19 protein-coding genes and 1 pseudogene are annotated in these 24,743 nt (G+C 38.3%); 5 read left to right on the top strand and 15 right to left on the bottom strand.

Annotated elements, in window-relative coordinates:
* Positions 1-70: 70 nt before the first annotated feature.
* Positions 71-571, top strand: a complete 501-nt coding sequence (locus GQS55_RS03760) for an RDD family protein (protein ID WP_159818105.1) — start codon at positions 71-73, stop codon at positions 569-571.
* Positions 572-666: 95 nt separating this feature from the next.
* Here GQS55_RS03760 and lptG read toward each other — a convergent pair whose 3' ends face one another.
* Positions 667-1,734: an LPS export ABC transporter permease LptG gene (lptG, locus tag GQS55_RS03755; RefSeq protein WP_159818103.1), complete on the bottom strand. Its 1,068-nt coding sequence runs from the start codon at positions 1,732-1,734 to the stop codon at positions 667-669.
* Complete coding sequence (gene lptF, locus GQS55_RS03750; RefSeq protein ID WP_159818101.1) at positions 1,734-2,891, bottom strand: LPS export ABC transporter permease LptF; 1,158 nt, start codon at positions 2,889-2,891, stop codon at positions 1,734-1,736. Before lptF ends, lptG begins: the two co-directional genes overlap by 1 nt.
* 218 nt (positions 2,892-3,109) lie before the next feature.
* Here lptF and pepA point away from each other — a divergent pair, with 218 nt between their 5' ends.
* The 4 genes from pepA (at position 3,110) to GQS55_RS03730 (ending at position 8,754) form a co-directional block, all read left to right on the top strand.
* Positions 3,110-4,618 (top strand): leucyl aminopeptidase, encoded by a 1,509-nt coding sequence (gene pepA / locus GQS55_RS03745; protein ID WP_159818099.1) that lies wholly within the window; start codon positions 3,110-3,112, stop codon positions 4,616-4,618.
* Positions 4,619-4,642: 24 nt separating this feature from the next.
* Positions 4,643-5,116, top strand: coding sequence for a DNA polymerase III subunit chi (locus GQS55_RS03740; RefSeq protein WP_159818097.1), 474 nt, complete (start codon positions 4,643-4,645; stop codon positions 5,114-5,116).
* Between the two features lie 73 nt (positions 5,117-5,189).
* The gene (locus GQS55_RS03735; protein WP_159818095.1) at positions 5,190-8,045 is read left to right on the top strand and encodes a valine--tRNA ligase; all 2,856 of its coding nucleotides are present in this window, start codon (positions 5,190-5,192) and stop codon (positions 8,043-8,045) included.
* A 499-nt stretch (positions 8,046-8,544) separates the two neighbouring features.
* Positions 8,545-8,754, top strand: a complete 210-nt coding sequence (locus GQS55_RS03730; RefSeq protein ID WP_159818093.1) for a cold-shock protein — start codon at positions 8,545-8,547, stop codon at positions 8,752-8,754.
* Positions 8,755-8,948: 194 nt separating this feature from the next.
* On the opposite strand, the gene GQS55_RS03725 is transcribed toward GQS55_RS03730, so the two are convergent.
* The 13 genes and pseudogenes from GQS55_RS03725 to GQS55_RS03665 all read right to left on the bottom strand — a co-directional run bounded on the left by GQS55_RS03725 (position 8,949) and on the right by GQS55_RS03665 (position 24,732).
* Positions 8,949-9,680 carry a PepSY domain-containing protein gene (locus tag GQS55_RS03725; protein WP_159818091.1) on the bottom strand — a complete coding sequence of 244 codons (732 nt, stop codon included), beginning with the start codon at positions 9,678-9,680 and terminating at the stop codon, positions 8,949-8,951.
* A complete protein-coding gene (locus GQS55_RS03720; RefSeq protein WP_236559751.1) occupies positions 9,677-10,399 on the bottom strand; it encodes a PepSY domain-containing protein in 723 nt (240 codons plus the stop codon). Before GQS55_RS03720 ends, GQS55_RS03725 begins: the two co-directional genes overlap by 4 nt.
* Before the next feature lie 36 nt (positions 10,400-10,435).
* Positions 10,436-11,947, bottom strand: a pseudogene (locus GQS55_RS03715) (TonB-dependent receptor domain-containing protein); the annotation flags it as partial.
* 101 nt (positions 11,948-12,048) lie between these two features.
* The gene (locus GQS55_RS03710; protein WP_159817813.1) at positions 12,049-13,647 is read right to left on the bottom strand and encodes an IS66 family transposase; all 1,599 of its coding nucleotides are present in this window, start codon (positions 13,645-13,647) and stop codon (positions 12,049-12,051) included.
* A gap of 96 nt (positions 13,648-13,743) precedes the next feature.
* Positions 13,744-14,082 carry an IS66 family insertion sequence element accessory protein TnpB gene (gene tnpB, locus GQS55_RS03705; protein ID WP_159817815.1) on the bottom strand — a complete coding sequence of 113 codons (339 nt, stop codon included), beginning with the start codon at positions 14,080-14,082 and terminating at the stop codon, positions 13,744-13,746.
* A complete protein-coding gene (locus tag GQS55_RS03700; protein ID WP_159818046.1) occupies positions 14,079-14,450 on the bottom strand; it encodes a hypothetical protein in 372 nt (123 codons plus the stop codon). Before GQS55_RS03700 ends, tnpB begins: the two co-directional genes overlap by 4 nt.
* A 59-nt stretch (positions 14,451-14,509) precedes the next feature.
* Entirely contained in the window at positions 14,510-15,667 is a 1,158-nt protein-coding gene (locus GQS55_RS03695) for a TonB-dependent receptor plug domain-containing protein (protein WP_159818089.1), read from the bottom strand.
* Positions 15,668-15,778: 111 nt separating this feature from the next.
* On the bottom strand, positions 15,779-18,946 hold the full coding sequence (locus GQS55_RS03690) for an efflux RND transporter permease subunit (protein ID WP_159818087.1): 3,168 nt from the start codon (positions 18,944-18,946) through the stop codon (positions 15,779-15,781).
* A 17-nt stretch (positions 18,947-18,963) separates the two neighbouring features.
* Positions 18,964-20,562, bottom strand: coding sequence for an efflux RND transporter periplasmic adaptor subunit (locus tag GQS55_RS03685; RefSeq protein ID WP_159818085.1), 1,599 nt, complete (start codon positions 20,560-20,562; stop codon positions 18,964-18,966).
* Positions 20,559-21,944 carry a TolC family protein gene (locus GQS55_RS03680; RefSeq protein WP_159818083.1) on the bottom strand — a complete coding sequence of 462 codons (1,386 nt, stop codon included), beginning with the start codon at positions 21,942-21,944 and terminating at the stop codon, positions 20,559-20,561. The genes GQS55_RS03685 and GQS55_RS03680 overlap by 4 nt, the downstream gene beginning before the upstream one ends.
* 123 nt (positions 21,945-22,067) lie before the next feature.
* Positions 22,068-22,439 carry a hypothetical protein gene (locus GQS55_RS03675; protein ID WP_236559750.1) on the bottom strand — a complete coding sequence of 124 codons (372 nt, stop codon included), beginning with the start codon at positions 22,437-22,439 and terminating at the stop codon, positions 22,068-22,070.
* Between the two features lie 428 nt (positions 22,440-22,867).
* Positions 22,868-23,977, bottom strand: coding sequence for a 3,4-dihydroxy-2-butanone-4-phosphate synthase (ribB, locus tag GQS55_RS03670; RefSeq protein WP_159818081.1), 1,110 nt, complete (start codon positions 23,975-23,977; stop codon positions 22,868-22,870).
* Between the two features lie 83 nt (positions 23,978-24,060).
* Entirely contained in the window at positions 24,061-24,732 is a 672-nt protein-coding gene (locus tag GQS55_RS03665) for a riboflavin synthase (protein ID WP_159818079.1), read from the bottom strand.
* Positions 24,733-24,743: the final 11 nt, after the last annotated feature.

Here is a 24,743-nt window from a genome sequence, read left to right as displayed (position 1 = left end):
TTAAACTATTGCTGTGTCTTTGATAGACTACGGCCTTTGTTTATCTATCACTCGTATTTGAGCACTTTGTATGACTTCAACTGATTTAAATGAATTTCCTCGCGCTGGATTCCGTCGCCGTTTTGGCTCTTGGATTTATGACGTACTTATTGCTATTGCCGTATATATGCTTGCCGGTGCAATATCCTTTTTTATTTTCAACTTATGTATTAGATACGGCCTTATAAATATGCAAGGCTTTGACCACCCAATAGACTTGCAACGCTCTTCTTTGCTTTTTAGCGTATTTATTTATGGTTGGAATATTGCCTGGGTAAGCTTTTTCTTCGTGTTCTTTTGGTCAAGAACAGGACAAACCTTAGGTATGAAAGCATGGCGTTTACGTGTACAAAATCAAGACGGTACACGTATTACTAAAATGACTGGAATAAAACGTTTACTCCCTACTCTGCTTGGCTTAGGAAATTTAACCGTAATATTTGATCGTAAAAACAAGCTAAGTTTACAAGATAGAATCACTAACACAGAAGTTGTAGTTTTATCATTAGAAGCAAACAAAGGTAGACTATAGAGGCTCACAAGTTGTTATAACGATAAAGCAGAATCAATCTTAGTTCGATATTTTTAGATTCTGCTCAACAAGGTACTTGTAATACATAACTTTAATTATGTTGGCTTTTTATTCATAAAATACCAAGCTAATACAACGAATATTATACTTGGCGAAATAGCGCCTATTAATGGTGGGAATTGGTATACCAAGCTTAATGAGCCTAATACTTCATTAGAAACAAAGAAGATAATACCGGTAATTACGCCCATCATAATACGTGCGCCCATGGAAACAGAGCGTAGTGGTCCGAAAATAAATGACAAGGCAACTAATAACATTACAGCAACCGTTGCAGGTTGAACCAATTTTCGCCAAAAAGCTAATTGATATCGGCTAGGATCTTGTTCATTCGCTTCTAAGTAATCTAAATAATCCACTAAGCCACGTATCGACAATGATTCAGGCGTTACCGTTACTACACCTAATTTCTTAGGTGTTAATGAAGACTCCCAGACTTCTTTATCTGTTGTGCTACTGGTAATTTTTTGTTCACTTAACTGAGTATTTACTACGTTTGATAACAGCCACGCTTCGTTCTTATACACAGCAGATTCTGCACTTAACCAGCTATCTAATTTAAGATCGTCATTAAAACGATATATTTGTACTTTCTTTAACTGACCTTGTTCTAAAACTTCGCCAATATTAACAAAGTAATCACCATCTTTGGCCCACACACCATTTTTGGCAGATATTAAACTGCCGCCTGATATTGCCTGAGCTCGAATTTCTCTCGCTGTTGCTTCACCTTCCGGTGCTAACCACTCTCCTACAGCCATCGAAACAAAAATAAGTAAAATAGCCGTTTTCATTACCGATTTAATAATATCTAAGCGTGACAAACCAGCGGCTTGCATGACCACTAATTCACTATTACTCGCTAACATGCCAATGCCAATTAAACCGCCAATTAACGCTGACATAGGAAAGAAAACTTCTATATCACGAGGTACAGAATAAAGCACATACAGTGCAGCGTGAGATAAATCATAATTACCTCGGCCAACAGCACGCATTTGTTCAACAAATTTAATAATACCGCTAACACTAACAAAAACGGCCAATGTTAAAAAAGTAGTAGATGCGACAATACGCCCAATATAAACATCTAATATTTTCATTAGATTTGGCCTCGAACTTTATTAGTATTACGCTTAAAACTAGGGAGTTTTGCTTTAATTTTTCTACCGCTACTGCGCTCTTTCATTAAAAGAATAATACCTAAAAATAAAGCGCTAATATGAATGGGCCAAAGACCAACAGCTGAAGGTAACGCTTGTCGTTCCACCCCTGATTTCATTGCCGTTAGTAATAAAAAGTACCCTAAAAAGAGCATCAATGCTGGCAACATTTTGGCAAATTTACCTTGCCGAGGATTAACAACGCTCAGTGGTACAGCAATAAAGGTTAGAATAATACAAGCAAGCGGGAAAGCAATACGCCATTGTATGGTCGCGCTATACTCAGCTGCGGTCTTAACATCGGTTGAATTAAATAATTGCTGTGTAGGTAAAGCACTTAGTTTACGATGTTTTTGCTCTACTTCTTGATCTTGAATTTGTATATAGTATTTATCAAACGTAACCGCTTGAAAGACTCCATTAGTTGCATCTTTGTGATAACGCATACCTTCGGTTAACACTAAGCGTTGAGACCCTGAATCTTCCTCAAATACTTGCCCTTTTTTTGCATAAACCAAACTAGAGTTAATAATACTCTCTTCTGGATGATTTAAGTTAGGCAATTGAGCTACAAACACTTTATCAAAACTGTTGTCATTTCGATTCTTACCATGGATAAAAACAACCGCTTTTTCATTGCCTGTTTTTTGAAAACGCCCGGCAATTAAAGAACTCAAGCCTGAATCAGCTGCTAGCTCGTCGGTTACTTGATATTGATACTCTGATGCCATCGGCGCTAAATACAACGTAAAAATACCGGTAAAAATGGCTGTAATAAAAGCAAGTACTAACGTCACTCGTACAACATACCACTCACTTACCCCGCAAGAATGCAGCACCGTCATTTCGTTATCCGCATAAATACGGCCATACGCCAATAAAATACCTAAAAATAAACTTAAAGGCAGCATCATGCCCGCCAAGTCTGGAATTTTAAGTGCAATGAATATCATCACCATTTGTCCTGGAATGCTACCTTCTGAGGCGTCACCCAGGACTCGAACAAATTTTTGACTGATAAAAATGGTCATCAACACAAAAAATACTGCTAGCTGCGTTTTTGCCACTTCTTTTAATAAATAACGAAAAATGATCACAAAAAGATCCCATTAAAACTGTGTTTTTTCTGACAATCGACAAGTTTTTCTAGTAAACTTGCCGTTTTCATAACTAAACTATATAGTCGACATATAAGATTAATTGATATATGTAGCTATAATTATAGCCCTTAGCGCTATCACTTGAATAGTTAAGAGTGCAATTTTTTACTAGTTTTAGCAAGAGATACCCTCATTAAACGTAAAAGGAGAACTTCATGGAGTTCGGTATAAAAAGCGGTAGCCCAGAAAAGCAACGTAGTGCCTGTATTGTTGTTGGTGTATTTGAACCTCGTCGTCTTAGTTCAACAGCAGAACAACTTGATGAAATAAGCGAAGGCTATATAAGCAATCTTTTGCGTAAAGGTGATTTAGAAGGCAAGTCTGGACAGATGTTATTGTTACATCATGTACCTAATATTCTTAGTGAACGTGTTTTATTAGTTGGTTGTGGTAAAGAACGTGAATTAGATGAACGTCAATATCGCCAAATAATCAAAAAAACTATTAATACATTAAATGAAACTGGTTCAATGGAAGCGGTATGTTTCTTATCTGAACTTCATGTTAAAGGCCGTGATACTTATTGGAAAATACGTCAAGCGGTAGAAGCAACCCAAGATGGTTTATACAGTTTCAATAGTTTAAAAACTCATAAAGAAGAGCCTCGTCGACCGTTACGTAAAGTAGTTTTTAACGTACCTACTCGTCGCGAACTACCAATTGGTGAGCGCGCTATCAGCCATGCATTAGCCATTGCTGAAGGTATTACAACCTGTAAAAATGTTGCGAATATGCCACCAAATATTTGTAACCCTGCATATTTAGCAGAGCAAGCCAAAATTTTAGCCAATGATTACGATAGAGTATCAACAACTATTATTGGTGAACAAGAAATGGAAGAGCTTGGTATGGGTTCATACTTAGCTGTAGGCCGAGGTTCAGTAAATGAGTCTTTAATGAGCATTATGACTTACAAAGGTATTGATGATGACTCTAAACCACTAGTATTAGTTGGTAAAGGTCTTACTTTTGACAGTGGTGGTATCTCATTAAAACCTGGCGCTGGCATGGACGAAATGAAATATGACATGGGCGGTGCTGCCGGTGTATTAGGCGCTATGCATGCACTAGCTGAATTAAATTTACCAATTAATGTTATCGGCATTTTAGCTGGCTGTGAAAACATGCCAAGCAGTAATGCTTATCGCCCTGGTGATATCCTTACGACAATGTCAGGACAAACAGTTGAAGTGTTAAACACTGATGCCGAAGGCCGTTTAGTATTATGTGATGCATTAACCTATGTTGAACGATTTGATCCTGAAGCAGTAATTGATGTTGCGACATTAACAGGTGCTTGTGTTGTTGCCTTAGGTAAACATGCTACAGGTTTACTAAGTTCTCATAACCCACTTGCTCATGAGCTATTAAATGCATCAGAGCAAAGTGGCGATAGAGCATGGCGCTTACCTTTATGGGATGATTACCAAGAACAACTTGAAAGCCCATTTGCTGATATGGCGAATATTGGTGGTAAAGAAGCAGGTACAATTACTGCCGCTTGTTTCTTAGCGCGCTTTACTAAAAAATATAACTGGGCTCATTTAGATATTGCCGGTACTGCATGGCGCAGTGGTGGTAAAGATAAGGGCTCTACAGGTCGTCCTGTTAGCATGTTAACGCAGTTTATGCTTAACCGTGCAGGTCAAGAGCTTGGCGAGTAACGTCGCTTAAATTAGGCAAATACCATGCAAACACAGGTTATGTTTTACCTTCTCAATGACGAGAAGGCAGAAAATAATGATAACAATGCTGAAACAACAGATAAAAGTTCAGCGTTTTATCATGCCTGTTTGCAAGCAAGCCATTTTTATCGTCAAAATCAGCGCGTATTTATTTATACACAAGATAAAGAACAAGCAGAAAAAATTGACGAATTGTTATGGGCATTTGACACTGATAGTTTTGTGCCTCATAACTTGGTTGGAGAAGGACCAAAACAAGGTGCTATGGTGGAAATTAGCGATAAACCGCTACGTGGACGCCGCCCTGTTTTAATCAACTTAACCGAAACTATGCCAACGTTTGCTAATCAATTTCAATTTATTGTTGATTTTGTACCTAGCGATGAAACATTAAAACAAAAAGCCCGTGAGCGTTTTAAAACGTGTCGACAATTGGGCTTTCAAGTAAACAATCAAGCCGTGGCACAGCCACAATAATATAGGTTGCACCTTAAATTCTGCAAAGTCTTAATTCAACTTACCATTAACAACTTTTTATACCGGAACAATGATGGAAAAAACATTCAACCCAACCGACATTGAACAATCTTTATATACCAGCTGGGAAGAGCAAGGTTACTTTAGCCCAACAGGTGAAGGCGATAGCTATAGCATTGCAATTCCACCGCCTAATGTCACCGGCTCTTTACATATGGGACATGCTTTTCAACAAACCATCATGGATACCTTAATTCGATACCAACGTATGCAAGGTAAAAACACCTTATGGCAAACGGGTTGTGATCATGCCGGTATTGCCACTCAAATGGTTGTTGAGCGTAAGATTGCTGCTGAAGAAGATAAAACCCGTCACGATTATGGTCGTGAAGGTTTTATCGATAAGATTTGGGAATGGAAAGAAGAATCTGGCGGCACTATTGGTAAACAAATGCGCCGTTTAGGTAACTCTATCGATTGGACACGTGAACGCTTTACCATGGACGACGGTATGTCTGAAGCAGTACAAGAAGTGTTTGTACGCTTATTTGAAGACGACCTTATTTATCGCGGTAAACGCTTAGTAAACTGGGATCCAAAATTTCATACCGCTATTTCAGATTTAGAAGTAGAAAATAAAGACAAAAAAGGTCACATGTGGCATTTGCGTTATCCACTTGCTGATGGTCAAAAAACGGCTGAAGGTCTTGATTATTTAGTGGTAGCAACTACGCGTCCAGAAACCATGTTAGGTGATACTGGTGTTGCGGTTAATCCTGAAGATCCTCGTTATAAAGATTTAATTGGCAAACAAGTACTATTACCATTAGTTAATCGTTTAATACCTATTGTTGGCGATGATCATGCTGATATGGACAAAGGCACGGGTTGTGTAAAAATCACCCCTGCCCATGACTTTAACGATAATGAAGTAGGTAAACGTCATGCACTGCCACAAATCAATATTTTTGATAAAGACGCAGCAGTATTAGCTACCGCTGAAGTTTATGACACTAAAGGTGAAGTATGTAACGCATACGACGGTACATTACCTAGCGAATTCGCAGGTATGGACAGATTTGTTGCCCGTAAAGCGATCGTTGCTAAATTTGACGAACTTGGCTTATTAGTTGAAGTAAAAGACCATGATTTAGTAGCACCATACGGTGATAGATCTGGCGTTATCATTGAACCTCTTTTAACTGACCAATGGTATGTACGTGTTGAAAAACTAGCCGGCCCTGCTGTTGATGCAGTAAAAGATGGTCAAATTGAATTTGTACCTAAGCAATACGAAAATATGTACTTTGCTTGGATGAACAACATTCAAGACTGGTGTATTTCACGTCAACTTTGGTGGGGACACAGAATTCCAGCTTGGTATGACGAAAGCGGCAAAGTTTATGTTGGTCGTACTGAAGCTGAAGTGCGCGCTAATAACAACATTAGTGATGATATCAAATTAAGCCAAGATGATGATGTACTTGATACTTGGTTCTCATCTGCACTTTGGACATTCTCAACGTTAGGATGGCCAAAAGACACTGAAGATTTAAAAACTTTTCACCCAACTGATGTTCTAGTAACAGGTTTCGATATTATTTTCTTCTGGGTTGCTCGCATGATCATGATGACTATGCACTTCAACAAAGATGAAAATGGCAAAGCACAAATACCTTTCAAGAAAGTATACATGACTGGTCTTATTCGCGATGAAAATGGCGATAAAATGAGTAAATCAAAAGGTAACGTAGTTGATCCTTTAGATATGATTGACGGTATTTCACTTGAAAATTTATTACAAAAACGTACTGGCAATATGATGCAGCCTAAATTGGCCGCTAAAATTGAAAAACTAACCAGAAAAGAATACCCAAATGGTATTGAAGCACACGGGACTGATGCTTTACGCTTTACCTTAACATCGGTTGCGACTACAGGTCGTGATATTAGCTGGGATATGAAACGTTTAGAAGGTTACCGTAACTTTACCAATAAGTTATGGAATGCTAGCCGTTATGTAATGATGAACACTGAAGAATTTGATTGCGGAGCAAGTGGCGGCGAAATGGAATTGTCTCTTGCTGACCGTTGGATCATAGGTCAGTTTGAACAAACAGTAAAAACGGTTCATGAAGCTTTTGATACTTACCGTTTTGACCTTGCTTCACAGGCTTTATATGAATTCACTTGGAATCAATTCTGTGATTGGTATTTAGAATTAACTAAACCTATTTTATTCAAGGGTAACGAAGCACAACAGCGTGGTACGCGTCATACGTTAGTCAACGTTTTAGAGGCATTGCTACGTTTAATGCACCCTATTATGCCGTTTATCACCGAAACTATTTGGCAACGCGTTCAACCATTAAGTGTTTTTGCTAAAAAAGGTGATTCAATTATGATTCAGGCATTTCCTGAATTTGACGCTAGCAAATGTGATCAACAATCAATTGATGATTTAGAGTGGGTTAAACAATTTATTATTGCCATTCGTAACATTCGTGGCGAAATGGATATTTCACCTAGTAAAGAACTACCAGTATTACTTAAAAACGTAAACGATAACGATCAACGTCGCTTAAATGAAAATGAACAATTTTTAAGTTCGCTAGCAAAACTTGAAAGCATTACTGTATTAGCAGAAAGTGAACAAGGTCCAGCTTGTGCATCAGCTGTGGTTGGTGATTTATCTGTTCTTATACCAATGGCAGGTTTAATTGATAAAGAAGCTGAAATAGCGCGTTTAGATAAAGCTATTGATAAACTTGATAAAGAAGCAGCTCGAGTTCGTGGCAAGCTAAGCAATGAAAATTTTGTTAGTAAAGCTCCACCTGCAGTTATTGCCAAAGAAGAAGCTAAATTAGCTGAAGCTGAATCTACGCTTGCAAAAATTCAAGAGCAAAAAGATCAAATAGCAGCGTTATAGTTTAGTACAAGAGTAATATTCCGCCAACACTACGAAAACCGCCGTAGTGTTGACGGAAATTAAAAATATATTTTTTAATTTTTATAAAATAATTTAATAATAAACAACCACCTACATATCCCCCCCGCTGTATTATCTTTTATTTCCATAAAAAATTGAACTATTTGAGTTTTTTATAAAGCAAATTAAAAACAACTGTGCTATGCTGCAATTGCGTTGAGTTTTTGTGTTGCGGATGAAGGTTGATACTAACTTTTGTTTTAGATTTACCAAGTATTTAGGTACTTGTGCATTCTTAACAAATGGATTTTAGGCAATGCAAACTGGTTGTTTGTTCCAAATACTTTTTGTTACGAATATAGTTTGTTTCCTTCCTCTGCCTGTACTACTTATGGTAGAGGGCATTTACTCGGGTAAAAACGGTGATATTTTTTTTGAGAATTTACTCATCAAAAAATCACCACATTAATATTATTTATGACTACGGGAAAATGTAAGTATGTCTGATTCAGTTACTGGTAAAGTTAAATTTTTCAACGAAACTAAAGGTTTCGGTTTTATAGAACAAGAAAATGGTCCTGACGTGTTTGTTCACTTCAGTGCTATCTCTGGAGACGGTTTCCGTACTCTAGCTGACGGTCAAGCGGTAACGTTCACTGTTAAACAAGGTCAAAAAGGCCCTGAAGCAGAAAACGTTCTAGCTGTATAATTTATAGCTAAATAGACCTTCTCATTTGAGAATCTAATTCTGTAAAAAGCGAAGTATTAACATCTGTTAATCTTCGCTTTTTTGTTTCTACTCGCTTATTTTTTCCGCTTCAATGCAATTTACAGCTTCAATATATTAGCAATTATTAACCTGTATTACGGCTAGTCTGCCTTCTTCCTCGCTTTACCCTGCCACTACTTTATTTTATAACGTCCTTTAATTAGTAAATCTAACGTCCAAACAAAACCTGTTATACAAAAAATTAACGTTAATATTGAAAATAGTATTATTTGCCAATTATTAAAACCACCTGATGTTCCATAATCCATAAAGTGCAACATAAAGAAAAAGTCAGCAAAGCGTTTATCATCGTTACTATGCCCAATGACTCTCCCTGAACTAGCATCGATATAAACACTGGTGTATAACGCATCATCAAAGTTAACTCGCCACAAAGCGTTTTGTTCTTTTGGAAAATCATCAATAGGCGGTGATATCCTTTCAGCTACACCTATATTTCCCGTACCACTATAAGTGGCCTTAGCTAATTTTTTCGCCATCGTTCTATCAATAATTTTCATTTCTCCGGTATAAGCACCAACTAACGAATGTTCATTATAAAAATGTTGATACAAACCCAAATGATGATTCAGTAAATAATAAGGTTGATCGATTAAGTGAATCAATTTTATTGAATTTACCGGCTTCTGAGGCTTTTCTATCTTGAATTGGCTAAGAATATAACTTGGCTCTAACAAGCGCTCATGATCTATCTTCATTACCGCTAAATTGCTAAGTCGATTCTCATTTCCTCTCGCTTTGTTAGAGTCCATCAAATTAAAAAACAAACCACTACCAAGCCAAATGAATAACTGTATAGCAATAAGAACAGAAAGCCACTTGTGTAGCCATTTAACTAATTTCATGCGTCCTCCGTTATGCTTTTATTTTTATTGCTACTTCGTTTGAATACGTAAAAATAAGTGAGTATTAAACCAAAAAAACTAGCCACCAACGATAAGACAATAAAAACAAATAACAGCTTATTACTGGCATCTTCTTCCACATAATCCATCACATGAAAACTAAACATCCAATCAAATATCCGCCAAAAAAGATGTCTTTTTGTGACTACCTCCCCTGTTTGAGTATTAATATAAAGACTTGGATTAGAAAAACCCTTAAAATCAACTCGCCATACAGGTAAATGCCTAGCGCTTAATTCAAAAGGAGGGTTTTCTGTAATCAAACTCACCTTTTTTATTACTGTATTAGACTGTATGTATGAATATTTGGCGATACCTACGGCATAACGTTCATTAATGGGCGAAAGTAAGATCCCAGTATCAGCACTGAGCAAATGCTTTCCATCATCGTTACTAAAACGATAAACAGCATTTCCTTGTATGCTTGTGAGCTCTACATTTTTCGCATTAGGATAATGCCTATAAAGCTTGGCAACAGGATAGTTAATTTGAGACTCTTTCAACGAGGATTGGTTATTAACAACCAAATTATCGCCATGAATATAATCAAGATCGAAAATCACCATGTAGGCACCAGATATTGACCAAACAACAAATTGGAAACCAACAAATAGCATTAACCACTTATGATATTTCCTGCTAATTCTAGACCATGACATGTGATTTTTTCCTTTAATATTCTTTATAAAACAAGGTTAAAAACTCACGTTTAGTTTTAAATAACCGCGTCGACCGAGTAAATCATATGTCATTACATCGGTATTAGCATCATTCCAAGAAGTTAGAAAAGGCGCGCTCTTATCAAAGAGGTTATCAATACCTGCTGATAAACTAAAATTATTACTCACCTGATAACTTGCTTGGACATCATGATAAGTAATACTAGGTACTGAGCTCCCAATGGGACCACCACCATTAATATCATCAGCACCACCAATGTACCTGATGGCATAATGAGTAGCCCAAGATTGAGCTTGTAAGGTAAAGCCTAAATTACCACGCCACTTTGTATAGCTACCTTGATCTTCTGTTATTTTACCGAGAAGGTCGTTAATAGCTTGCCCTGGTAAAGGTGTATTTTCGTGAGCTAATAGACGTGTTGCTTCAAGTTCAATTTTAGTATTAAAACCACTAAATTCACCATTATGTTGCACATTAAAATCAATACCACTAACTTTTTCTTGCGCAGCATTCACTGGCCTTTGACTTAACGATGTCACTTGATTTGTTACGCTATGGCGTGAAAAACTATCACAATATTCACTATAAGCATCAGGGTCGGTATAACACAGTTTCAGTACACCTGAGCCATTTACGGAAGTAATAGCATCATCTATTTCAATATTAAAATAATCTACGGTTGCAGATAAACCATCAAGAAAGCTGGCTTGCCATACAATGCCTAAAGTCAGTGTATCAGCAGACTCAGGGTTAACATCAGGGTTTCCTCCAACTGCCGTCAATACAGTAGTACCGTCTTGCTCAAAATTAGCAGGAACGCCAGCCGATAAACAGTTGGTAACAATAATACCTGTAGCGCCTTCACAAGGGTCAATGGTTCTTAGGTTTTCTGAATTAGTGCCGCCAAATTGCTCTGTTAACATGGGTATTCTAAAGGCGGTAGATTTAACACCACGTACCATTAAATTATCAAAAATTTGCCATGTTAAACCAAGTTTGTATGTAGTTTTGTCGCCAAACGTACTGTAATCAGCATAGCGGCTAGCCACCTCGGCATGTAGCGATTTCATCAACGGTAAGTCAGAAAACAGCGGGATAGAGAACTCCACAAAAGCCTCTGTTACATTAAAATCACCATCGATAGTGTCTTCGCCACCATTACTTAATACTGTTGAGTCAGGATTACGCCAGCCACTTTCATATCTATGCTCAACCCCTGTTGCAAAAGCCAAAGTACCTGCAGGTAGCTCTGTTAAATCACCGCCTAAGTTAAAAGTGAAAGAGCGCATTTCATTGCCGCCATTCCCTTCTCTTCGATATTTAACATAGTCAATCACTTCTTGGCTCAACTCATCTACACCAAACCAATCACCACACGGAATACTTGCGCCCTCGTCATAGCTACATACATCATCATTTAAGGTATCTGCTGCTTTGGCGCTGTCTAAATCAAATGTCCACCCGTCATTACCCGTATTACGGCTATAGTTATACGCTGTGTCCCAATGCCAGTCATTACTAAACTCGCCATTTAATGTGAGCTTACGGCAGCGTAGCGTGACATCACGATTTTTTCAGGTACAGCTTGACCTAGGCGGTAAAGCCTAAATCATCGTGTTTGGTTTTTTTAGGTGATTGAATTTTTAGCGAGATAATTCCAGGGTAAATAATCTTCAGGGGTCTTTTTTACCTGCTCTTTTTCTCGTTGTAAGGTGGTGAAGTAGTCAAAGACATTAATACCCGCCTCACTTGCCGTCGCGATGACCGAGGTAATGACATCCCCAATCGTTGCCCCCAGTAAGGTTTTGTGGAACATCGCGTTTTTTCTGTCTCTCACCACAATTTTGAGCATCGCTTCAATACGATTATTGTCGATTTTTACTCCTTCAGTGCTGCAAAAGTAACTCAGTCCGACATAATGTTTGATAAAGTAGCGAATAGCTTTGCCTAGGCCACTGTTTTCTTCAACGGTTTCATTGGCTAAATGCGTTTCTCCCCACAATTTTATGGCTTCCATGATGGGCGCTGAATGCGTTTGATGATAGGCCAGTCTTGCGCTCGGGGTTAACTTTTCTTCTTTCGTATAGTCATCATTGACCCATATTTCACCATAGCGTTTGAGGACATGCTCGACCTCAATTGGAAAGTGATTGATAACATCTACAAATTGTCGTCTTGCGTGGCTATTACACAGTGACGTTATCGCCTCACGTACCGTCGGCCGATTGCTCGCTAGCGCATCACTCATGATGAGTGGTTTGGTGCATGATTGACTGCGCTTGTGCAAAATACTGTCAATGAATTCTCCCGCGTGCCCGATGTTAGTCTCAAATAAAACAATATGACGGTTATCAGCCAGCGTTGCGATAACACCTGAGGTATAAACGCCCGTACGTGTGATGACTTTCTCACTGTTGCGTGCTTTCTTTATCACCGATTTCGCATCAAGAATACGGTTAGTTGTGTCATCTAAATAGTAGTGTTTACCATCAGCCGCTAAATTGAAGAGCAATTGGTACACGGGATAAATAGCATTACAAACAAGCTCTACTTGGTCAAAAACCGTTGACGCGGTGATTTTTACTCCCAGTAATTTTTGAATACTGCTTTGACGATAAAAAGGCAGTCCAGCAAAGTATTTATAAATCGCCATTAAAGAACGTGCTGAATAACCATATTTTTGAGTACTTAAGCCATCGGTTAAGACATCGTCCGGCAGTGGTGCGGTAAAATAAGCACCGCAGGTATTACAACGAAGACGCTCCATGACATGCTGCTCAGGTTTGAAAGGACTTTGTCCGGTGATACGTAGCAAGCTACCTGGCTCGGTTTTATAAACCTTACCGGTTAAGCACTCAACACAGGTATCGCCTTTATTTACGTCAACTAGTCCATGAACGATAATCGTGGGTTTAACCGGGGTGAAACCTTCACCATTATCGTTGCTACGCTTTTTATTTTTCTTGCCCGATGACGCTTTAGTTTGCTTAAGCACCGAGCCTAGTTTTTCAGATGATTTTTCAATACCTAACAATTTTCGCAGTTTATGCACGGTAACATCATGATTCGCTAAGCGGGTTTGCGTGGTGGCTAAGGTCAATAACGCATCAAGTAATAACTGATAATCCTCTGGGCTTAAGGCCAGATTGTTTTCTTTGGCCTCGTTCACGCGCTCTATCAGCGCTTCAAGGGCTTTGCCATCAATGTCGGTAAAAGGTTTGCTCACGGTACGTCCAGAGTTTTAGTGTTTGGTACAGGTTTATTTTGCAGGCATTATGATCCGATAAAAGTAAAAATCAAGTGTTTATCTCAATGATTTTACTCAGTAAAGAGGATCCGTTTTTTCCCATAATGGATCGTTGTCACACAATAGTTTTCGCAGTTTTTTCGCGATGATCTGTTCAATACTTTTGTTTGATGACGGCCAATTTTGAAACTTTCCTTTAGATAAACGCTTGGTCATGAGCCAAAAGCCAGTACCATCATACGATAATGCGCGCACCATGGTTTTATTGCGATTAATAAAGACAAACACAGTACCCGAACGTGGGTTGACCGATAATTTATAACGGCATGTTGCGGCTAAACCATCAATGCCCTGGCGAAAATCAGCGGGTTCAATCGCGATTAATATGTGGGTGTCAGCGGTTAAATGGATCATGATTTCATTGCCCCAATGAGCGAAATGATGATGTTAGTATCAATAACACCAGATAAAGACATTTCATTACCTTGGGCAAAGCGTAGTTCAACAGTAAAGGGCGGTTGTGTGAGTAATGGCGGTGGTGAAATAGGAAGGTGCACAAATAGCGGTGCTTTTTCAGCAGGTTCAAGCGTATTTCGCCATTGCTTGAGCTGGCCGCCACTGATCCTTAATGCTGATGTTATTTTGCTAGAAGAATAGTGATTGAGTAATGCTACGGCTTGCTCACGCAATGCGATGGGCGTTGTGACTTGACGACCACTTCTGTTGCTACGCCAGTGCTCAAAAGCAGTAACGACCGTTGTTAATTGATCTTGGTTTGGCATGATTGCATCCTAGTAATTTGGTTGCGATCATTAAAACAGATCAAAAGGGGGAAGTTGAGCTAGGCTGCCGTAAGCTCACCATTTAATCCTAAGACTAAGCGAATAGTGTTAGTTTCTTGAAAGAAAAATGGAGCACCAAATTCGGTATTACGTCTGTGTGTTAGCTCTAGATCTTGTCCTGTAGGGTTATAATCAAAGTCTTTAGAGACATAAATACTACTGAGACTTCTTGGCGTAACAATTTGCTCTGATTGACGATTACTGTACATTGCTTCGGTGAATAAATTTACCTGCTCCGTTAATTGATAATTAACCGTTGCCGCTAGGTTAAGGCGCTGACTTGGGCTAACCGCATTTAAATAAGGTATCCAAGTAAAAGCATGTTTTTGTGAATCGTAGGCTTCATAAGCATTACCATCACCTTGCGTATCTTGGTTGAATTGTACACTTTGACCATCAGCTAGTAATGCTCTGCCCCCTTCAGTGGTTGAGCTACCAAAACAAGAAAGTTCGCTTGTACCATCATCATGAACTATTTCTTCTTCAGCACAATCAATACGGTCTGATTGCCTTACCGCTTCCGTATTGACATAGTTCGCGCTTAAAATAAAATTACCACGATCAAAAGTAGAGCCAATATTTAAGTTGAATTCTTGATGTTCTCCATCACCTTCATCACTAGCGCCTGCTTTTGCCATAAAGGTAACACCATCAATATCATCTTTAGTGATAATATTAACAACGCCTGCAACGGCGTCGGCACCATAAATAGCAGAAGCGCCATCTTTTAGTATTTCAATACGTTTAATAATGCCGGTAGGAATAGTATTTAAGTCAGCAGAGCTATTAGCACCTGTGCCCCCATTAACCATACGACGGCCATTAAGTAATACTAGAGTACGCTTTATTCCCATGCCACGTAAGTTAACTTGTGCCGTACCATAGCCACCACTAGTCCAGTAGGCATTAGTCGCATTACCAGCAACCCCGGCGGAGAAAGACATGCGTTGTAATAAATCTTCTACGTTAACAATGCCGCTCAATGCAATTTGTTCTGCGGTAATAACGCTAAGCGGACTCGCCGTTTCAAGATCAGCTCTTTTAATATGAGAGCCCGTAACCGTCATTTTTTCTATATCATCATTCTGTTCTTCAGCATAAGATTGATTACAGTTAAACGCGACCAGCATAGCTGTAAATAATAGAGTCTTTTTCATGGATATCACCACTATCAATAAAGTTGATGTGATGATACCAATGAGAACGCATTATTGGGTGTGACATATTGCCGCAATTAGTGCATTGGCATAATAAATAACCTAGTATTATTAGGATGATACCTCATTATCTGGAGCCGTAAGTGCTTTTAAATGGCTAATACGCCATAAGTAAAACAATGTTGGTAAAATTAATAGTGTCAAAATTACCGCACTTAACATGCCACCAACCATAGGCGCTGCTATTCTACTCATTACTTCAGATCCTGTTCCTGTGCCATATAAAATAGGTAGTAAACCAACAATTATCGCTGCTGCTGTCATCATTACTGGGCGAACACGTAAACCTGCACCATGTAAAACAGCTTGCAGCACATCCGCTTTTGTCGTGTCGATGTTACGTTCTTGATGATCATTAAGCATTTCTTTATAAGCTTGATTAAGATAAACCAACATAATGACACCAATTTCAACAGCGACACCTGCTAAGGCAATAAAACCAACGCCAACAGCTACCGAAAAGTTAAAGCCCTCAAGGTACATTAACCAAATACTGCCTACCATTGCTAAAGGTAAAGTACCCATGATCATCGCGACTTCAACCACATTTCTGAAGTTTAAGTAGAGTAGGATAATAATGATGAATAAGGTTAATGGCACAACGTAAGCTAACTTAGCTTTAGCGCGCTGCATATATTCATACTGGCCTGCCCATGCAATTGAATAACCTGCAGGAAGTGTTAGTTTATCTGCAACAACTTTCTGTGCAGCTTCAACATAAGTACCTATATCTACACCTTCGATATCAACAAACGACCAACCGTTTAAACGTGCATTTTCAGATTTGATCCCTGGCGGTCCATCTTCAATAAATACATTAGCTACATCGCCTAATGAAATACGCTGCCCTGTAGGTGTAACAATAGGCAACAAAGATATTTGCTCAGGTGAATCGCGGTAATCTTGAGGATAACGTAAATTTACGGGATAACGCTCTAGCCCTTCAACCGTGTTTGTTACATTAATACCACCAATAGCTGTTGATATAACTTGCTGTATCTCAGCTATATTTAACCCATAACGTGCAGCCTTCGCGCGTTGAATGTCAATTTTCACATAACGTCCGCCAGCAACACGCTCTGAATAAACAGATGCCGTACCAGGAACATCTTGCAGGATAACTTCTAGCTGCTTACCTATATCTTGAATAACAGAAAGATCTGCCCCTGCCACTTTTATCCCAACAGGTGTTTTGATGCCTGTGGCTAACATATCAATTCGAGTTTTTATCGGCATAACCCACGCATTAGTCACACCCGGTAATTTAACGAGTGCGTCTAATTCTGCTTTCAAACTTTCAGGTGTAACGCCAGCTCTCCATTGATCTTGCGGTTTAAACTGAATAAAGGTTTCAATCATAGTTAATGGTGCAGGATCTGTAGCTGTTTCTGCCCGTCCCATTTTACCAAATACCGTTTTCACTTCAGGCACTGTTTTTATTAACTTATCAGTTTGTTGCAATAATTGTCGAGCTTGCCCGATAGATATTCCAGGGTACGTTGTTGGCATATACATTAAATCGCCTTCATCGAGCGGTGGAATAAATTCACTGCCAATTTTATTTAATGGATATATTCCAATAGCCAGTACAACTAAGGCTGCTAATAACGTGATTTTAGGAAAACGTAAAACCGTTTTTAAAGCAGGCATATAAAGATAGGTTAAAAATCTATTTACTGGATTTTTATGCTCAGGTAATACTTTACCGCGAATAAAGTAGCCCATAAGAACAGGAACTAAGGTAATAGCTAAAGCAGCAGATGCAGCCATGGCATAAGTTTTAGTAAACGCTAATGGCGCAAACATTCGCCCTTCTTGTGCTTCTAAGGTAAATACTGGGATAAAACTGACAGTAATGATCATCAAGCTGAAAAATAATGCCGGTCCAACCTCACTGGCTGAATCAATAACCACTTGCCAACGGTTTTCATTGGTTAATTTTTTTCCTTGAGATGTTAGCTTTTCCATATGCTTATGCATGTTTTCTATCATAACGATCGCTCCATCGATCATGGCACCAATCGCAATCGCAATACCACCAAGCGACATAATGTTAGCGTTAAGCCCTTGAAAATGCATAACGATAAAAGCTGTTAAAATTCCCACAGGTAAACTTACAATAGCAACCAAAGATGAACGCACATGAAACAAAAAAACAATACAAACTAAAGCGACAACACCAAACTCTTCTAGCAGTTTAAAACCTAAGTTATTTACCGCACGTTCAATCAACGCTGAACGATCGTAAACAGGCACAATTTCAACTCCCTCAGGTAGGCCCTTTTTAAGTTCTTCAAGTTTTGCTTTTACGCGATTAATCACTTGTTGAGCATTTTCACCAAAACGCATAACAACAATACCGCCAACAGTTTCGCCTTCACCATTAAGTTCGGCAATACCTCGGCGCATTTGTGGACCTGTACCAATATCGGCGACATCTTTTAACAGCAAAGGTGTACCATTTTCGTTAACACCTAAGGGAATATTTTCTAAATCATCAATACTTTTTAAATAACCTGTCGCTCGCACCATGTATTCGGCTTCAGCCATCTCGATAACTGAAGCACCAATTTCTTGATTACCTTGTTGAATAGCTTTTTGAATAAGAGAAAGCGGAATACCAAAAGCGCGGAGCTTTTCAGGATCAACATTGACTTGATATTGTTTAACCATTCCACCTAAAGCTGTGACTTCTGATACACCTGAAAGGGTTTGTAACTCATATTTTAAAAACCAATCTTGTAAACTGCGTAGCTCACTTAAATCATGTTGCCCTGTTTTATCGATAAGCGCATATAAATAAACCCAACCAACACCAGTGGCATCAGGACCTAATTGAGATTTAGCATTACTGGGTAAATTAGGCACAACCTGACTTAAATATTCAAGTACACGTGAACGAGCCCAATATAAGTCGGTATCTTCATCAAAAATCACATAAACATACGAATCACCGAAAAAAGAGTAACCTCGCACAGTAACAGCCCCAGGTACTGACAACATAGCGGTAGTCATAGGGTAAGTGACTTGCTCTTCCACCACTTGAGGTGCTTGACCTGGATAACTTGTTTTTATTATTACTTGCACATCAGACAAGTCTGGCAAGGCATCAATCGGGGTTTTATTAACAGAATATAACCCTGCAGCCACCAATAAACAGGTTGCTAGTAACACAAAAAATCGGTTTCCAACGGACCAACGAATTATAGAAGCAATCATAAATATAAACTCCTAAATTAGTGGTGTGAATGATCAATGACAGGCTTGTCATTAGACATTGGGTCATTAAGCATTTGCTCTTTAGGCGTTAAGCCATTAGACATTTGCTCATCAAGGACTTTAGTATCAGGTACTTCAATATCTATAATCTGATAACCACCCGCAGATTTTTTGTTTATTTTAACGCGAACATGTCGACCTTCTGTTAGCTGAGAAAAATCTACCGCATCTATAGCCGTAAAATCCATTGTCATTTCTGGCCAGCTCCATTCAGGAATAGGATCATGAATAAGGGTTAACATTCTGTGATCAGCCATCGTGCTTTCTACTTGAGCGTTTACCCAAACGGATGATGATTCAGAAGTTTCTTCTTCAATGTTTTCAGGTTCCATACGTTTAAAGTCAGATGTTTTACTTGATTCAGAATCCAATAAGAATTGCGCTGAGCTTACAACACTCTCACCTTCAACTAAGCCTGCTAATATTTCAACGCTGTTTTGATTATAGCGCCCAACTTTAACTTCAATAGACTTATAATTACCTTCGCCTAATGCAAGCACTACACGATTCTGGGTACCTGTTCTGATCAGTGCTTCTTTCGGGATAAGTAGCGCACTTTCATTACCTGAGGTTTGAATAGTAATTTGTCCAAACATGTTAGGTTTAAGCTCGTTGTTGGTATTATCAAATCGTAAACGTGCAATTGCTGTTCTAGTTTTAGGGTTGAGCATGGGATGTATGTGTTCGACTTTTCCTTGCCACTCTTTATTAGGTAAATAATCTAACGTCATCACAACATCATTACCCATAGCGAGTAACGAAGATTGGCGTTCGAATACTTCTGCTTTTACCCATACCTCACTCAAATCTATAATTGATAGCATCATGGTTTCAGGTTTAACAAAAACACCTTCTCTGATCGCCAAGCTTTCAACAACACCACTTTGTATTGCATAGAAAGTCACATTCTGTTGAATTTTACGTGTAGCACGTAATTTTTCAATTGCTTGATTAGGTAAGTGTAATGCTGCTAAACGATTTTTAGCTGCACTAATAAGTCGATTATTCTTACGATCTAATGCCAGTAAGAATTCTTCTTGTGCATTTACCAATTCAGGAGAATAAATATCGTATAAGGCTTGTCCTTTTGTAACAGGATCGCCTACTGCTGAGATATAAAGCGTTTCAATCCAGCCTTGTACACGAGAATGAACATTAACCAGTTTTTCTTCGTTGTAAGTGACATAACCAACAGTATTAATCATTGCGTTTAAAGGTTTTATTTCTGCTTTAGCTATCCTTACTCCTAAGTTATTTTCAACATTGGAAGAAATGCGGATTGTACCTGCACCTTCATCAGGTCCTGCGCCGCCATCATCATAAACAGGAACAAGATCCATCCCCATCGGTGACTTACCAGGTTTATCTTTTTTAAAGTTTGCGTCCATTGGAGCAACCCAATAAAGTGGTTCTTCTTCCTTTGACTCTAATGTTGTCGGACTATGTAATTTATTCATCATAGACGACATCACAATAAAACTGATTAATAAAGCTAACGTTACACCAATAATAATTCCTATTATTAAGCTCTTTTTGTTTGTTGGGTTTACGCTCATAATTTAGCACTCATGTCTGACTTCATTGCGTTATCAACAAGAAAGTAATTAATTTCTAAAATGATTTTTTGTTCTTGGGTATTAATTATTAAAAATTCGATATGAGCATTAAGCTCTGCAATACGTCCACGTACTACTTCAGAAAAATCACCTTCATTATTTGTATAGGCCGTTAGAGAAGCCTGAACTTGCTGCTGTATTTGCGGCAGCAACCGTTCTATATACAGTGTTTGCCTTTCTTTAATACGAAAAAATTGACCTTTCGCACTAGCAAAAGCCGATATCAACTGACGAATTAATAATAGTTTCTCTGTTTTGATCACTTCAGTGTTAGCAATGGCAGAGCTCACTTCTTTGTCTTGTCGGTTACCAGTAAATAAAGGAAGATCGAACACAACACCTATCGAGAAAAGATCGGCTCGGCTATTACCCAAAGAGTCATCTGCACGATAGCCATAGCTAGCATTTACGCCCCATTGTGGTTGATATTTTTGTTCCGCTAAATTTACCCCAATACGAGTAGCTTCAATATTTTTATCAACTGCTTGTACCGCCGGGTGACGAGCTAAAATTAGTGCTAACTGGCTAGGTTTTAGCTGTTTTTCATCATAAAGAGCCTCCTTCCGGTAAAGATCTAATTGCGGAAGTTCACTACTAATGAGCCTTATTAGCGTATTGTTGTTCGTATCTAAATCTTCTGATAAAGATCCTGTTGATCGATAATGGCTTAGCCATTGCTCTAGCATGCCTTGGTAACGGTTTTGCTCAAGCTTTAACTGATTTAATCTATCTTCTAACTGAGTTAATTCAAGTTGAGCACGCACAATATCAACTTGCCGTGTTCCACCTAAATTACTGCTATAACTCGATTCGGCCAACTGACTTAGCTGTTCAAACAAGCTACGGCTTGTTTCTATTAAACTAATACTTTGTTGTATTCGATATAAATCAAGCCATAAACTCCCCACCGTTACTGCAACTTTGTTTTCTCGGTCTTTACGTTTAAACGGTTGCTCTTGTGACTGCAGTTGTAATTGTTTACTGCGTATTTCCAGACTATCACCACGACCAAACATCTGAGAAACACCTACTTTTAATTGTGTCATGTTTTCTTGGTCAAAGTTAAATCCATCGGTAGGCAAGCTAGCAAAAGTAACAGACACGCTAGGATCCGGCTGTGTATTAGCAACAAAGCTTAAAGCTTCAATTGATTTTTGTTTATGACGACTGCCATCAAGCCAAGGATCATTTTTTTGCGCGATTTTAATCGCTTGAGTAAAGCTCAATCCCTGCTCAGCGGCATAACTATGACTTGAGAATACGATAATGAGCATAGCTGTAAATACAGTCATACGTTTATATAAGGCGTTATATTTATTCATACTTCTTTCTCTTTACATGCGTAAATTTTGAGAATAATTCAATTATGTTAGCTCACACATTATGAGTAATTAATGTAGAGAGACACGGTTTATAAGAATTTTAGGCACAAGTGTGCCATGAAGTTACGAAATGGGTGGACGATATAGTGAAGAGCTAGATTGTGATTTATTTAGAGAGGGGAACTGTGTAATTTTTTTATCTGAAAAAACTTTGGAGTTAAGCGATGTATTCAGTAAAAATGAAAGGCTTAAGCAACCATTACTAGGGCATTTACAATCATCTTGGCAGCAATCCATTGTAGCCATCATCGCTGTTTTTTTATCACTATCATCAAGTAACATCTGATCATGAGACATCATTGGCATTGTATTCGCCATATCCCCATCAACACAAGAAGCACCAGAATAAGACATAGCAGTGCTTGCCATTGCTTGACCGATAAAGGCCACTAGCATCAGCATCACTATAACTATGTTGTTACGTACTGGTTTCATGTGATATTACTATTTGTGTTTCGTGTTAATGATTGAATGTAACGCTATAGGATCTTATAGCCAGTAGGCTAAGCTAGCAAAAATAAGCTAGCTATAAACAAGACCCTATCCCCTTACTTTTACTTTCATCAGAAAGCAAAAATACTTTAAAGCAAGTATATACCCGTTATCATTCAAGATGCAGGTTTCAGTGGGAACTAAAAACAATTTAGGCAAGGCATTAAGTTTACGTCATGGTTATTCCCTTACTAAAGTTAATAACGCAGCATAAATTGTTTTTAGACCCATCGAAGAAACGCTTGAGCAACATCACTTCTTCGTTAGTGCTTTTTATAAGGGAACGACCATTATTACAAAGCACTGCCTTGAATTGATATCGCTCAAGCACTCTGAAATACGCATCTTGATTGGTAACGGGTATAGGTTTATTACTCAGGAATATATTCAACAACCTCTAAACCAAAACCAGAAAGTGAATGATATTTAGTTTGTGAGCTTAACAAGCGCATTTTACTCACACCTAAGTTTGCCAGTATTTGTGAGCCAACGCCAACATTGCGAGAGCCAACATGACGGCTAACTTCTTTTACTGATTCGCCAGCATCAATTTTAGCGTACTTTTCAACTAAGTTAATTAATTCTGCTGCTGATTCATGTTTACCTAATAGTACTAGAACACCGCCTTCTTTCGCTATTTTTTCTAAGGCACTTGCCATAGGCCATTTTGCTACGCTTTCACGCTGGCTAAATAACAAATCTCTAAAAGTATTTTCTAAATGCACTCTTACTAACGTTGGTTCATCAGCTTTAATTTCGCCTTTGGTTAAAGCAAAATGTGCTTGTCCATCGATAGTATCTTTAAATACGATTAAATCAAACTCACCAAAAGCGGTCGGTAATTTACATTGCGATACACGTTCAATAGTTGTTTCTGTCTCATTTCTAAATTCAATAAGATCAGCAATCGTACCCATTTTTATACCGTGCTTTTCTGCAATAATTTCTAAATCTGGACGACGCGCCATGGTGCCATCTTCATTTAAAATTTCAACAATAACGGCTGCCGGCTCTAAATTGGCCATACGTGCCAAATCAACACTCGCTTCAGTATGTCCTGCACGGTTAAGTACGCCACCATCTTTAGCAATTAAAGGAAAAATATGTCCAGGCTGAACAATGCTTAAATGCGTTGCATCTTTAGCTACTGCAGCTAGCACTGTTGTTGCTCTATCGCCTGCTGAAATACCGGTGGTAACACCTGTCGCCGCTTCAATTGAAACAGTAAAGTTTGTACTAAACTGTGCGTCATTTTTATCTACCATCAAAGGTAATTTTAACTCTTCACACTTTTCTTGCGTCATTGGCATACAAATAAGCCCACGACCATGAGTTGCCATAAAGTTAATTGCAGCTGGAGTTACCATTTCTGCAGCCATGATGAAGTCACCTTCGTTCTCTCGGTCTTCATCATCCATTAAAATAACCATTTTACCTAAAGCAATATCGTCGATTATTTCTTGTGGGGTATTTAAATTCATTAGGTTCTCTTTGATTACTTGTTGTTGATTACTTATTTGATAATAATTTTTTAAAATACTTAGCTATAAAGCTAAGTTATTTATTATTTAATAAAGCCTGACTTTTTCAATAAAGATTCTGTCACATTTGATTTAACAGCTGGCATTTCAGTTGCTTCTTTTGTAAGTAAACGCTCTAAATATCGTGCGATTAAATCTACTTCTAAGTTAACTTTTGTACCCACTTTATAATGGGCAAAAACTGTTTCTTTCACAGTGTGCGGCACAATCGTTAATCTAAATTTACTATTTGAACTCTCGTCTAACGCATTAACAGTTAAACTTGTACCATCAACAGTTACTGAGCCTTTTTCTGCAATATAATGAGCTAGTTCTGTAGGCATTGAAAGCCAGTATTCAATACTATTACCGTTATTAATAATCGATAAAATTTCACTCACACCATCAACGTGCCCTGACACCATGTGCCCGCCAAAACGGGTACTTGCTAACATAGCTTTTTCTAAATTAACTTGCATACCAACATTATAATGAGCAAAGCCAGTACGCTGTAATGTTTCATTTGATACATCAGCACTATAACTATTTTGATCAAATTCAACAACCGTTAAGCAAATGCCATTAGTAGAAATGGAATCACCTAATTTAACATCGCTCATATCAAGGTTATTACTAGCAATAACTAAGCGCGCTCCTTGAGCATTTATATTTATTGCTTTAATAGTGCCAATGGCTTCAATAATTCCGGTAAACATAGCTACTCTCA

This window comes from Colwellia sp. 20A7 (genome assembly GCF_009832865.1).
In the GTDB taxonomy this organism is placed as follows: Bacteria; Pseudomonadota; Gammaproteobacteria; order Enterobacterales; family Alteromonadaceae; genus Colwellia.
The sequence above is the reverse complement of the archived record's forward strand: the minus strand, read 5'-3'. Positions and strand labels throughout refer to the sequence as shown.